This is a genomic window from Vibrio glycogenivorans (assembly GCF_051660965.1).
Taxonomy (GTDB): Bacteria; Pseudomonadota; Gammaproteobacteria; order Enterobacterales; family Vibrionaceae; genus Vibrio.
The window spans coordinates 1-14,367 of sequence record NZ_JBPVIS010000018.1 but is presented as its reverse complement, the minus strand read 5'-3'; the positions used below and the strand labels follow the sequence as shown (position 1 = coordinate 14,367).

8 protein-coding genes are annotated in these 14,367 nt (G+C 48.6%); 7 read left to right on the top strand and 1 reads right to left on the bottom strand.

Annotated features, from left to right (window positions below):
* The first annotated feature begins 175 nt into the window (after positions 1 to 175).
* The 4 genes from ACSTTG_RS21955 (at position 176) to ACSTTG_RS21940 (ending at position 8,252) form a co-directional block, all read left to right on the top strand.
* Complete coding sequence (locus tag ACSTTG_RS21955; RefSeq protein ID WP_438476330.1) at positions 176 to 2,629, top strand: glycogen/starch/alpha-glucan phosphorylase; 2,454 nt, start codon at positions 176 to 178, stop codon at positions 2,627 to 2,629.
* 119 nt (positions 2,630 to 2,748) lie between these two features.
* On the top strand, positions 2,749 to 4,929 hold the full coding sequence (gene malQ / locus ACSTTG_RS21950) for a 4-alpha-glucanotransferase (RefSeq protein ID WP_438476328.1): 2,181 nt from the start codon (positions 2,749 to 2,751) through the stop codon (positions 4,927 to 4,929).
* Positions 4,930 to 5,220: 291 nt separating this feature from the next.
* Positions 5,221 to 7,380 carry a 1,4-alpha-glucan branching protein GlgB gene (glgB, locus tag ACSTTG_RS21945; protein WP_438476378.1) on the top strand — a complete coding sequence of 720 codons (2,160 nt, stop codon included), beginning with the start codon at positions 5,221 to 5,223 and terminating at the stop codon, positions 7,378 to 7,380.
* 212 nt (positions 7,381 to 7,592) lie between these two features.
* Entirely contained in the window at positions 7,593 to 8,252 is a 660-nt protein-coding gene (locus tag ACSTTG_RS21940; protein WP_438476327.1) for an HAD-IA family hydrolase, read from the top strand.
* 79 nt (positions 8,253 to 8,331) lie between these two features.
* On the opposite strand, the gene ACSTTG_RS21935 is transcribed toward ACSTTG_RS21940, so the two are convergent.
* Positions 8,332 to 9,282: an AEC family transporter gene (locus ACSTTG_RS21935; protein ID WP_438476326.1), complete on the bottom strand. Its 951-nt coding sequence runs from the start codon at positions 9,280 to 9,282 to the stop codon at positions 8,332 to 8,334.
* A gap of 204 nt (positions 9,283 to 9,486) precedes the next feature.
* Here ACSTTG_RS21935 and ACSTTG_RS21930 point away from each other — a divergent pair, with 204 nt between their 5' ends.
* The 3 genes from ACSTTG_RS21930 (at position 9,487) to ACSTTG_RS21920 (ending at position 13,232) form a co-directional block, all read left to right on the top strand.
* Positions 9,487 to 10,338: an alpha/beta hydrolase gene (locus tag ACSTTG_RS21930; RefSeq protein WP_438456738.1), complete on the top strand. Its 852-nt coding sequence runs from the start codon at positions 9,487 to 9,489 to the stop codon at positions 10,336 to 10,338.
* Positions 10,339 to 10,700: 362 nt separating this feature from the next.
* The gene (locus ACSTTG_RS21925) at positions 10,701 to 11,180 is read left to right on the top strand and encodes a hypothetical protein (protein ID WP_438476376.1); all 480 of its coding nucleotides are present in this window, start codon (positions 10,701 to 10,703) and stop codon (positions 11,178 to 11,180) included.
* A gap of 558 nt (positions 11,181 to 11,738) precedes the next feature.
* Positions 11,739 to 13,232: a hypothetical protein gene (locus ACSTTG_RS21920; RefSeq protein ID WP_438476325.1), complete on the top strand. Its 1,494-nt coding sequence runs from the start codon at positions 11,739 to 11,741 to the stop codon at positions 13,230 to 13,232.
* Positions 13,233 to 14,367 lie beyond the last annotated feature (1,135 nt).

Genomic DNA, 14,367 nt, shown 5'->3' with positions numbered 1-14,367 from the left:
AAATTGGCAAAAAGTGGCCCTAGTGCGATTCGGATCACTTTATTGACAGAGTAATAGGCTCTACGCCCTGTATTCTCCTCCTATCCTCCGCCTCTAACGGGAGGATGTTTTGCTCAAGGGGAGAATGCACGATATGCGGTAGATGGATTAAAACCAAATAAGTGAGATTTCTGTAATGAAACCTACTCAACAACAAAACTTCGATAAAGCTGCATTTCAAGCTGACGTTAAAAAACACCTTTCAGCAACTTACGCAACGACAGTAGAAACTGCTTCGCCACGTGCATGGTACCTAGCAATGGGTCGTGCGCTAGCTGAGCTAACTACTTTTGACTTGCTACAAACTGAGCAAGATCCAAAGATCAAGAACGCAAAAAGCGTGAACTACCTATCTCTAGAGTTCCTGATTGGTCGTTTGACAGGTAACAACCTGATCAGCATGGGTCTTTACGAAGAAATCACGGAAGCCATGGAAGAGCTAGGTCAAAACCTAACTGACCTTCTAGAAGAAGAGCGTGACCCATCACTGGGTAACGGTGGTCTAGGTCGTCTAGCGGCTTGTTTCATGGATTCTTGTGCAGCGCAAGAGTACCCAACAGTGGGTTACGGTCTGCACTACGAGTACGGTCTATTCAAACAGTCATTCGAAGACGGTCGTCAACAAGAAGCGCCTGATGCATGGCGTTGTGTTGAGGGCTACCCTTGGGAAGTCGCTCGTCCAGAGCTGGCGCAAGAGATCGGTTTCTTTGGCCGCGTTGAGGTTGTCAACCAAGATGGCAAAGAAGTACGTAAATGGGTACCGGGCATGACCGTAAAAGCGATGCCATGGGATCTACCAATTGTCGGTTACGAGTCAGACACAGTTTACCCACTGCGTCTTTGGGAATGTCAGGCGATTGCCCCATTCTCACTAGAGAGCTTTAACAACGGTGACTACTTCGAAGCGCAGCACGCGCTGATCGATGCGGGTAACATCACTAAAGTTCTTTACCCGAACGACAACCACGAGAAAGGTAAAACACTGCGTCTAATGCAGCAGTACTTCCACTCTGCGGCATCGGTACGCGATATCCTACGTCGTCACGAAGCAGCGGGTTTCACGCTACAAGACCTGCCTAAGCAAGAGACTATCCAGCTTAACGATACGCACCCAACGATTGCTATCCCAGAGCTTATGCGCATCCTTATCGATGAGAAAGGCCTATGCTGGGAAGAGGCGTGGGAAATCAGCTCGAACACGTTCGCTTACACCAACCACACTCTACTGCCAGAAGCACTAGAGACTTGGTCTGAGTCACTGATCCAGCGTCTACTTCCTCGTCACATGGAGATCATTTACGAGATCAACCACCGCTTCCTAAAAGAAGTTCGTGCAATGTGGCCTGGCGATGTTGAGAAGCAGCAGAAGCTATCGATCATCCAAGAAGGTTTCCACCGCATGGTGCGCATGGCGAACCTATGTGTGATCGGCTCTTACGCAGTCAACGGCGTAGCAGCACTGCACTCAGAATTGGTTAAGAAAGACCTATTCCCAGAGTTCCACGCGATGTACCCAACGCGTCTACACAACGTGACAAACGGTGTCACGCCACGTCGTTGGTTGAAGTTCTGTAACCCAGGTCTGTCTGCACTTATCTCAGAGAAAATTGGTACTGAGTGGCCTGCAAAACTTGAGCAGCTAGAGGCGATTGCTGAGTTTGCAGAAGACGCTAAGTTCCAGAAAGAGTACATGGCCGTGAAGAAGCAAAACAAACAGCGTCTGGCTGATTGGGTTGCTGACAACATGGGCATCGAGCTAGACACTAACGCTATCTTTGACGTGCAAATCAAGCGTCTACACGAGTACAAGCGTCAGCACCTAGACCTTATCCACGTACTGTCTCTGTACCACCGTCTACTGAACGACCCAACGTTCGACATGGTCCCTCGCGTTGTGTTCTTCGCAGCGAAAGCAGCACCAGGTTACCACCTAGCGAAAGAGATCATCTTCGCTATCAACAAGGTTGCTGAGAAGGTGAACAACGACCCACGTCTAGGCGGCAAGCTGAAAGTAGTCTTCATTCCTGACTACCGCGTGAGCATGGCGGAGATCATCATCCCAGCAGCGGACGTGTCTCAGCAAATCTCAATGGCGGGTAAAGAAGCTTCAGGTACGGGTAACATGAAGATGGCACTTAACGGTGCACTGACTATCGGTACGATGGACGGCGCGAACGTTGAGATCCGTGAAGAAGTGGGTGATGAGAACATCTACATCTTCGGTCTAGACGTAGATGGCGTTAACCGCGTGAAAGCAGCCGGTTACAACCCATTTGATTACTACCACGCAGACCCACTACTGAAAGCGTCGCTAGACCTACTACTAGGCGATGAGTTCACTCCAGGTCAACCAGGTCTACTACGTGCCACGTACGACAGCCTGCTAGACGGTGGTGACCCATACCTATGTCTTGCTGACTTTGCTTCTTACGTGAAAGCGCACGAAGCGATGGACGCGCAGTACCGCGACCAAGCTGGTTGGGCGAAGAAAGCTATCTTGAACACGGCGCTAGTCGGTAAGTTCAGCTCAGACCGTTCAATCCGTGACTACGTGAACAACATTTGGAAACTAGAAGCGGTTAAGCGCTAATTTCTTAATGATATTGATAGCCAAGGCGGAAACGCCTTGGCTCTATAACTTGCAACAATTTTCGACCAACCTTGGTCAAACCCTACAGGAAGAAGGTCTGCAGTCCTTCGGAGAGAGCGATGAAAGAACAAAGTGTATTAAAACAAGTCGCTGAAATGGCGCGTTTAGCCGATAGCTACGTCAGTGCATGGGGCGATGAAGCCCAAGTGGAGGAGGAAACTCTACGTCGGCTACTAGCCTCGCTTGGTTACGATACAACCAATGATGAAACTTTGCTTAAGTCTGCTGAGAAAAAGCATAAAAAGGATGTACTTGACCCGGTTCTTGTCTTAAGAAGTGGAGAGCCCGTCGAAGTACCGCTTTACCTAGGCACAAGTGCTCGCGAAAGCGAGTTTAGTTGGTCTTTGACCACGGAAGAGGGTGAGGTAATGGAAGGTTACCTACAGTCTCAAGTGGTGCGCGATGAGCGTGCACAAGGTGGCCCATTGGTGTTTGCATTGCCAAACAACCTGCCATGGGGTTATCACAAGCTCGAAATCTCGCGTAAACGTCGCAAAACTCCTTACTGTATGACTCTGATCATCACCCCTCAGGCGTGTTTCAAACAGCCGCAGATGGGTGAAGGTAAAAAAATGTGGGGCCCGAGTGTTCAGCTTTACACGCTGCGTACTCAACACAACTGGGGCATCGGTGATTTCGGTGACCTAAAACAGCTGGTGGCGGATATCGCATCGCGCGGTGGTGATTTTGTCGGTCTGAACCCAATTCACTCTCTGTTCCCGGCGAACCCAGAGGGCGCAAGCCCGTACAGCCCGTCTTCGCGTCGTTGGCTGAACATCATGTACATCGATGTGAGCTCAGTACCTGAGTTCTCACTCAGCGCTGAAGCGCAGCAGAAAGTCGGCAGTGCAGACTTCCAGCGCCGCCTGTCTGATGCGCGTGATGCACACTGGGTGAACTACTCTGAGGTGTCTGCGCTTAAGATGAGCGTGCTGCCGCTACTATTTGACGAGTTTAAGGTGCGTCATCTAGACAAGGGCACTGAGCGAGCGCAAGAGTTTGAAGCCTTTGTTGCCAAAGGTGGCGTTAGCCTGCAGCACCAAGCAACCTTCGATGCACTGCACGCAGAGCTGCATGCAGAAGATGCCAATGTTTGGGGCTGGCCAGCATTCCCAGAGAAATACAGCCGCTTTGAAAACGTTGCCGTGCAGAAGTACATCAAAGATAACCAAGATAAGGTCAATCTCTACATGTACCTGCAATGGGTAGCCGATACTCAAATCAAAGAAGCACAGACGCTTGCGCAAGAGAAGGGCATGTCAGTCGGCCTTTACCGCGACCTTGCGGTTGGCGTAGCAGATTCTGGTGCCGAAACTTGGGCAGATGATGGCAACCTAGTGCTGGATGCAAGCATCGGTGCTCCGCCGGATATCCTAGGTCCGCTAGGTCAAAACTGGGGCCTACCGCCGCTTAACCCACAAGTGCTACAAGCAACGGGTTATGAGGCCTATATTGAGCTATTGCGTGCCAATATGAAGCACTGTGGCTCGCTGCGTATCGACCACGTATTAGGCCTTCTACGCCTGTGGTGGATTCCGAAGGGTGAGGACGCGACCAATGGCGCGTACATCTACTACCCAGTAGAGGACATGCTAGCGATCTTGGCGCTTGAGTCGCATCGTCATCAGTGTAGTGTGATTGGTGAAGACCTTGGCACGGTACCAGATGAGATTGTCGGTATCTTGCGTGATGCGGGTGTGCATTCCTACAAGGTGTTCTTCTTCGAAACATCAGAAAATGACGGTGGCTTTATCTCACCAGGACACTACGCTAACCAATCAATGTCAGCGCTGTGTACCCACGATATGCCAACCCTACGTGGTTTCTGGCACTGCGATGATTTGAAGATGGGGCGTGAGCTGGGTCTTTACCCAAATGAAGAGCAGCTAGAAGGTTTGTTTGCTGAACGCCTGAAGAGCAAGCAGGGTATCTTGGACTCAGTCGCATGGCACGGTTACTTGCCAGAGGGCGTGGGTCGCGATGCTCAATACGTACCTATGGATACGCACTTGGCTGAAGCACTGCAGTTGCACGTTGCGGCAGGCTCATCAACCCTGCTGAGCGTACAGCTTGAAGACTGGCTAGAAATGGATAAGCCGGTAAACATCCCAGGCACAGTCGACGAGTACCCGAACTGGCGTCGTAAGCTGTCGGTAAACCTTGACCAGATCTTCGCTCAAGACAATGTTAATCGTCTGGCTAAGCGCCTAACGGAAGTACGCGCTGAAGCAAGTAAATAGTCTTGTTGCATAGAAATATCGGTTTGGTCACTCTATCGAAGGTGAATATTAGGTAGACTGGCCGAACGCTAACTTTAGACCCGCTTTTAGCGGGTCTTTTTTTTGCCCAAATTTGGCCATGGCGTCAAATGATTCGGGCACATTATAACAAAGAAGAAAGAATCCGAGCGTGCTACTAACCGTGTCCACTTCTCGTCTGGGAAGCGGTGGATATTCGTTGGTTAGGGCTTCTGTCCGTTCGGTTCGTTAGGTCTAGGAGAGAAAAAATTGAAGAGCGAAGGGCTTAAGGATATGACGCTGGCGTATACCCAACTAGAAAATGCCGCGTATGCGGATCCGTTTGCATTTATCGGTCCATTTCTAACTGCAGAGCAAGGAAGCCTGCGTGTATGGATGCCGGGTGCCGACAACATTCAAGTTGTCTTGGATGACGGCTCTCGTTTAGCGATGGTGCGCGAAGAAGCCTCAGGTTTTGTGCTAGAGCACCCGTTTGATTTGCACCTGCAACACTACCAATTGGCAGTAGACTGGCAGGGCAACGAGCAGATCATTGATGATCCATATCAATACCACAACTTATATGCAGAGTTTGAACAGCTGCATACCCCAAAAGAGATGTACCACCACCTGGGTGCACAATTTATTACCCTAGAGCGCGGTGGCGAGCATATCTCAGGCACACGCTTCTTGGTTTACGCACCACACGCGTCTGCTTGTAGCATCGTGGGTGACTTTAACCAATGGGATGGCCGCCGCACGCCAATGCAGCGCCTCGATTACGGCATCTGGGGGATCTTTATCCCCAATCTTCCTGAGGGCTCTCAGTACAAATTCGAGATGAAAGGCCCCGATGGTAAAGGTTTGCCACACAAGGCGGACCCATGGGGCTTCCACTCAGAGCAGTACCCATCGTTCGCGTCATTGACTTACGATCACGCGCGCTACCAATGGCAAGATAACGAGTGGCAATCGCGCCCAGTAACGGAAAAGCGTAAAGATGCGCTGTCTTTCTATGAGTTGCACGCGGGCTCATGGCGTCGTGATGCCGATGGTCAGTTCCTTAACTATCGCGACCTAGCTGATCAGTTGGTGCCTTATTTGGTGGACATGGGTTATACCCACGTTGAACTAATGCCAGTGTCTGAGCATCCATTCTATGGCTCTTGGGGTTATCAGCCTGTTGGCATGTTTGCGCCGACTAGCCGCTTTGGCTCACCAGATGACTTCAAGTACTTTGTTGACCAGTGCCACCAGGCAGGCCTTGGTGTGGTGCTTGACTGGGTACCAGCGCACTTCCCATCCGATGACCATGGTCTGGCGAATTTCGATGGCACACCATTGTTCCATGACCCGGATCCGCGCCGTGGCTGGCATCAAGACTGGAACTCGTACATCTACGATTTAGGTCGTGAGCACGTACGCCGTTTCTTGGTTTCCAACGCGTTGTACTGGTTCGAGCAGTTCCACATTGATGGCATCCGCGTCGATGCGGTCGCGTCAATGCTGTATCTCGATTACTCGCGCAGTCACGACCAGTGGATCCCGAACATCGATGGTGGCCGTGAGAACTACGATGCCATTGCGACACTCAAGTGGATGAACGAAGAGGTGTACAAACACTTCCCGAATGCGATCACCATTGCTGAGGAATCTACTGCATTCCCTGGCGTATCAGCGCCAACCTTTGCCGGTGGCCTAGGCTTTGGCTTTAAGTGGAACATGGGCTGGATGCACGACAGTCTCTCTTACATCAAAGAAGATCCTGTCCATCGTAAGTACCACCACAACACGCTGACCTTCCCTCTGGTTTACGCACACAGCGAAAACTACGTGCTGTCACTATCGCACGATGAAGTGGTGTACGGTAAAGGCTCGATTATCGGCAAGATGCCAGGCGATGAGTGGCAACAAACCGCTAACTGCCGCGCTTACTACGGCTATATGTATGGTCAGCCAGGCAAGAAGCTGAACTTCATGGGCGCCGAGCTAGGTCAAACCGCTGAGTGGGACCACGATGATCAGCTGCAGTGGTTCTTGTTGGAATTTGCCCGCCATAAAGGTATTCAAGACCTAACGCGTGACTTGAACAACCTCTACCGTGGCGAAAAAGCCCTACACGAGCTCGATAGCGAGCCCCGTGGCTTCGAGTGGCGCCTACAAGATGATGCGGATGCCAGCGTGATTGCCCACGAGCGCATGAGCGAAGATGGCGAGCGTATCCTAGTGGTGACTAACTTCACTCCAGTCCCACACGATAGCTTCCGCCTAGGCGTACCATTCGAGGGCAGCTACGAGCTGCTACTCAACACCGACGACACTAAATACGACGGCAGCGGCGTTGAGGTACGCGAAGTAGCAACCGTAGAGCCAGTCGAGTCCCAAGGACTAGACAACTCCATCGAGCTAACACTCCCACCGTTAGCGACGATGTTCTACAAGTACCAGCGTTAACTTAAAGGGGCGAGGAGCGAGTACGTTTCACTCCGAGGAACGAGTACTCCCCGCGAGCGAAATGTTCTCGCTTCTCGCCTCTCGACTCCCGCCTCTGCTTTTCTCCGCAGGGCAAAGCCCGTCCTCGAACCTCGCTCCTCGCAACTTTGTTTTAAGTTTGTCACAGATATGTGGTTAGATAGGGGGGCATTATCAAGGAAAAGAGAAAATCGATGTCAGAGCAAGCTATTAAGTGCGTCATTTTTGATTGTGACGGTACATTAATTGACAGTGAAAAGCTGTGCCTTCAAGCCATCTGTATCACCATGGAAGAGCTTGGGATACAGATTGAATACCAGTGGGTAAAAGAGAGTTTTCAGGGTATCCATATCAATGTCGTGTTCAATGCCATTCTTGACCAGCACCGCCCAGATCATGAGTATGATGTGGAGGCGCTGATCCGCCGCTATCGCGAGAACTGCAATACCTTGTTTGAGCAGTATCTTGAGCCGATTGAAGGGGTGCGAGAGGTTATTGAGACGCTAAAGCAACGTGGTATAGCGATGTGCATTGCTTCTAATGCGCCGCAAGAAAAAATGGCGATTACCCTAGCAATCACTGATTTAGAGAAGGACTTTTCCGGTCGCATTTACAGCGCGTTTGATGCCCAGTCTTGGAAGCCAGAGCCAGGACTGTTGTATTACGTTATGGACAAGATGGGCTATCAGGCCGATGAGTGTCTATTTATCGATGATTCAATGGCAGGGGTAGAGGCTGGGGTTCGAGCGAAGATGAGAACCTTGTATTTTGCTCATGATGCGCTGACTCACGACAACCCTTTTAAATCGCCTACCATTCATCGCTTGGTTGAGTGTTTAGACTTCCTCGACTAGAAAGCTATCAATCATTAGCAAAAAAGCTCCCAGATGGGAGCTTTTTTCGCATCACGGCAGTGCTATTTACAATGTAAACCTAAATCAGGTTGAGGTTGGTGAGGATGAAGATACCAAGCGTACAGGTGATGATAGAAGCAACCGTAGTGAGAGCAATGATGTTCGCCGCCAAGGTGGCATTACCGCCCATAGAGCGTGCCATCACATAGCTTGCTGCGGCTGTCGGTGCCGAGCTCATTAGGAAAAATAGCCCTAACTCCATATCTCGATAGCCAAACAGATAGGCGCTACTGGTGACAAACAGCGGCGCAAACACCAGCTTAATGCTGGAGGAGAACCAGGTTGGTTTCTGATCTTGCTTGAGAGCACTGAGATTCAGTGAGCCGCCCGTACACAGCAGTGCCAGTGGCAAAGTCATTCTGGCAAAGTAATTACCCGTATCGATGACCATCATTGGAACGGGAATATTGATAATCTTCACTACCAAACCACAAACAATGCCGATGATCAGCGGGTTTTTGGTGATGTTTTTCAGAATATCTTTAATTGTTGCGATGCTGCCTTTGCCTGTTCCTTTCGGTGTGAGGATCAAAACCGCCTGAATGTTGTATAGCAGTGTGGTAGAGGCAACGTACAGCGCGGCAAGTGCAATCCCTTCATCACCAAACAGTTTCGCCATATAGGCGAGTCCAATAATCGCGGTATTGGCGCGAAAGCCACCTTGAACGACCACAGCGTGGTCTGGGTGCTGAGGCAGCCCCACTTTGCTGAGCAAGATACTGAGCAGAAACACCAGCGTGTTAATGACAAAGCCAAACACAATCAGGGTGCCACTGCCCCCCAAGTCAAAGTTGCCATTAACGATACTTAAGAACAGCATCGTGGGTAGGGTGATCTGAAACACCAATTTTGACGCACTCTCAATAAAGGCGTCATGGATCATACCCACGCGTTTTAAAAGCACCCCCATGACCAACATGAGGCAGATAGGACCGGTAACAGAGGCAGAAAAAATCAGCTGTTCGAGCATAGTATTTCGCTATAGGAGGATGAAAACAGGCTGTATTTTGACATAGGCGATTGGGCTTGGGTATTAAATTGTCGTACAAAAAGAGCCGACTGTGGCTGCACTGTCAGGTTTGCTTTCTGGAAAAAACTGTGTCGTAATCTGCGATTAGCCTGCAGACACTCAATTCGCGGTAAGTCATTCGCGGCAAGTAATAGGATTCAATCAATGAGTGAGAAAATCTACTTTAACACCGGCAATCGTTTCAGCCTGCGTCGTGGCATGATCAACGTCACCACGCGCCTGCACCACAGAATTGCGCCCAAGCATGCCAAAAAAACCGCTCATAAGCTGTTCCTGACTCCAGTGAGAACCGAGCCTAAGAATGCCCAGCCAGAAGGTTTGGTAATAGGCAGTGTGGCAGGGCAAGAGGGCGCCCTGACCACTTACACGTTAGGCACAGGCCCGGTATGGGTGCTGAGTCATGGCTGGTCCGGCAGTGCTAGTCAGTTCTTCCCTTTGATGGAGCATATCGCTAAACAGGGCTTTACGGCGCTGGCCTATGATCACCCTGCCCATGGAAAGAGTGAGGGTGCATATGGTCATATCCCAGCGTTTGTGAATGGATTAGAGTCGATTCTCGATAGCGTGGATGATGTCGTGGGTGTGGTGGCACACAGCATGGGCACCGCCTCGACGCTGGAATGTCATCATCAAAAACTCCAGTCAGTGCCACTGCTGCTTATCGCTCCCGTGTTGAACTACGTGGAAAACCTGTTTGGCAGCGTTGCTCGCTCTGGATACTCGATGCGGCTGTTTACTGAGGTTCTCAGTGATCTTGAGCAGCGTTATCACTACCCACTTCACTCGGTAGACCCATATCAAAAGCTGGCAGCACGCAGTGAGCCGACAATCATAGTCCATGACGAGCAGGATAAGTTTGCCAGCTTCGCTGTCTCTGTCCAGGCAGCAGGAGAGATGGATAACGTGACGCTGGTGGCAACGCAAGGGCAGGGGCATGGCCGAGTGATGACTTGTCAGCAGGTGATGCAGGCGTTTGATACCCTGAATCAGTCATAAAGCCAAATATCGACATTAGCGAGGTTATTCACTTAAACACATCATTTATAAGACTTTCTCATAGGACAGTGTATTAGGCTAGAGCGTAGAATGGTGGAAGAGTGGGTACTCAAGCTGTTGTCATACCAAAAAGCAATTAAAGAAATCGTATCAGGGTAAAGCAACGCGATCCTGCTAAAGGGCTTAACAAGGGGCATAAATCGTCTATGCCCCTTTATGCGTTATACCTTTGCTGACTCACTCCTCCTCAACCTGGGTTTGCCCTAATCACGCTAATCCAATCGGGCCTTGGTACAAGCATCAATTAGGCATATGATTGTTTTGCTGTGATATCAATGCTACGGAGGTTGGTTTTGAAAACTATGATAGGTTTAACTCTAGGTTTTTTGCTAGTTATGCCATTGGCTGTGCTACTTCATGAGTTAGGTCACGTTACACCTCAATTAATCGCTGGCCACTCAGCAGAAATACGTTTGGGAAGTGGAAGTGATGTTAAAGAGTTTCGAGCTGGCAAACTGAAAATTTCAATAGCACCTTTATCGATGAATATTGGCTTTGCTTCTATAAAAAGAGATGTCAGTAAAAATTTACAAATTGTCTCTTTGTTAATGGGGCCTATTGTATCTCTTATTTTATGTGCCACCTTATATATGATTAGCCGTCATGAGCTACCCTATCTAGTCCACTACTTGGTTAATTTCGGCCTGTATTTTGCACTCTTTCAGTTTCTGTTTACATCCGTACCAATATACTACCCAAGCTTCTTCGGTGCTTATGAGGGTATGCCCAGTGATGGTAGGCAAGTGGTGGAGTTACTCGGGTTAATGGAGGGCCAACGATAATGAACATTACAACAGACTATGGCAGATACTTCCCCTTACCTGACTGATCTGTTGGTAGCTAAATTGGGCAGATTTCAAATTAAAAAAAGGCTAGTGGTGTTACGATGTGCATAAAACAAGCTTTTGCCCCATTGTGTGTTTTGGATGAAACAAGAGTGAGTGGGGGCAACCAGAACTAGCCTCAACAATGCTCATATGACAGTCATGGTGTATATGCACTCTGGTTGCATTTCTATTATGCATCTTTTTTCTCTTCTGATGAATACCTTCGAGTCATTCGGCCTTTCCGGTATCACTTACGCTCACAGTAATCTAGTTGAAGTCTTTGTTGTTTAGGTATAAAAAACTTTTAAAACTCATAGACATGGAATAATGGGTCAGTTATTTTGTCCATCGCTAGTTCTTTTTGCGATAGTTTCCTTCTTGGCTGAAACATCTGTTCGCAGAGCTGGCTTTTTGCTGCCTTCTATTCTTATCTCTAGCTCAGAATTGTTAGATTATTAATGAAACCCAAGGATAGAGAGTAACTAAATAATTTGATCAAAAGAGCAATAAAGAATGAACACTAACAATAAAACCTTCACATTGACGGCACTCGCTCTATTACTTTCAGGCTGCGGCGGGAGCGATGGCGGTAGTGGCGGTGGTGAAGTCGCAGGCACTTGGAACACAACTAACATGCTTGCCGTTGGCTATGAACCAGTAAGCGATGCTGCGAAAAATACAAAACGTGGCTCTCGCGACTGTTCAACACTACTCCGTGCAGTGCCAGACCTTGATGACCAAGAAGATAATACCGATCTTGAATACATCTACACTGCTGATACAGATTATGGCGCATGTGAGATCAAGAGCCGAGCAGTCCTAAAAAATGAACTAATCCTAGTTGGTGACTTTGCAGGCCTTCACCTAACAAACAACCCGCGCCCACAGCACTGTGGCGTAATCATGGTTCCTCTAAACAAGGCAGATGCAGTACCTACCTGTCTAACCCCTAACGGGTCTAGCGGGTTACTTATAAGCGAGCCGTTTGTTAGCACAGACCGCTCTACTCTTTATTTTGCATCAAACGACTACCAACCGGATGGTGATGGCTGGATTAATACGGCGAGCATTACCTCTTGGCGCAATGGCTATGACGCAGTAAAAAAAGTTGGAAGTGTAACAACAAGAGTTGGAGACTATTCGAGTGCTGTAACCCCGAATAGTTACTGGACACCTGATGGAATCAATTTCCTATATGAGCTTCGCCAACCGGACTCAAATACATATAGACTAACTTATTTAACAGCTTCGCACGGCAATGTTGCAGATCTTGAGCAGGAACTTGAACTACTCGGCGTGGACTTGGATGAGGTTCAAGAGAATCATGGTCTTATAGCAGGCTCAATCGAGAGCTTAGCCAACGATGACTACAGTACATCGCAGCTTTTGACCAGCTCAACACGCGGAGATGGCACAAAACTAAGCCTAACTTTCAATGAAGATGGTGTTCAGTTTGGCTCCAATGGCACCGAATTAAACGTATGGCGTGACACCACTGATGCGACAAACGCAGTTCGAGATGATGAAGGGAATGTGATTGGGTTCTTTAAATCTACAGATAACCCATCAGGGTCGCTTTACAAGGTTAACTTTGACGGGGTCCACACTGATCTTTTGAGTAGCATCCCATCAGTCCCATTCGGTGAAGTTGAAGGAGCATTTTCGCACTACTCCACAAAGCATGGGTGGTTCTACTTTCCAGCCAACTTCCTAAGTGCATCATCAAGTGATACACCTTTTATGACTTATTACAAGGTTAAAGAGGGTGCACTCAGTGATCGCAACTTGATTGAAGAAGCTACAAATTTACTAACATTCATTCCGCTTGGTGTCCAACTTGCTCATATTGAATACACAACTGGGCTGATGTTTGAATTTGTTGGATACAATGCAGGGGAAAAAGAACTTCTATTCTTTAACACCAACACGGAACAACTCGAGCTAAACCCACCGGAAAATAAAACAACTGTCGATGAATTGGAACCAGTGATCAGCCAAGAAATCTAATCAGGACCCCAAAAGCTAGGTGAGCCCTAGCTTTTTTGTACTACCAATCAGCAGTGGTCAAAGAGGCTATCAAACTCGCTCCAGAGTAGGTTAAAGTAGTCGCTGATGGGGTAAATGCGGGCTAGCTAATTTTTGAGAGGCAAGATGTTTAATCTTGCCTTTTGAAAATTCATTCAACACGAGATGTGATGTCTCTATATCGATCACCAGTTTGCCATACTCAAACTAATGCAAAGAGCTTGGTTTGAGTTACTTACCCTAAATGATTTCTGTCCAGAACTTTGCTGGCTGGCACCGTGACGGCCGTTGAGGGCTAACTCGGGTGACACACCGAATCAAACAGCCTAGATGTCCCCAAACCCGCTTTTCCCCATGGCTAACCTGGCCGGGGGAACTCTTTCGTTATGAATTGTTATCGCAACCGTTTTTGAGACCTACAAGTCCAGGAGCGCGTATCTTTTTTGAGACTAAGACCACCTCATACTCTGACAGATGCAGATGGTGTTCCAAAACCCATACTCCAACCTAAGATTCGACCCTGATTTGCTCACTCTCTAACTGAGTGCCTCTTAAGTATCCACATGAGTTTTGGAGTGGTCAGGAACTGTAGTTATCGACTACTCCAGTTCCGAGCTAGGCTGAAGTTCTGCAAGTTACGCAAGGTATTACCAGGTTGTTTTTCGGACATAAACTACCCGTTATTCGTCAGATGTATCTTCGAGTAAGGCACATGAACATGGGCTCTCTGCTTGAGGCAGGGCCGCCAGAACAACTGTTTAATCACTCACGGCATGAACATAGTGCTCATTTGATCTCCTTGATGCCGGCTTTCATCGGATTACCTGAAGAGATGTACATAGTTTGAAAAGGCAAGGCGGAAAGACCACCACAAACAGGGATATGTAATCCTATAAGGACAACACATGAAAACTATGACAAACAAGCTAGCCATTGCACTGATGACGGCAGGAGTTACCACCTCAGTAATGGCAGCGGATGCATTCAAGATATACGGGGTGGTAAGACCCCACTTCCCTAGACACTTAATAGTTATATAATTCAACAAACTCTGAGGTGTTGTTATGAGCGGAAAACGCTACACAGAAGAATTCAAAATCCAAGCCGTTGAACAAGT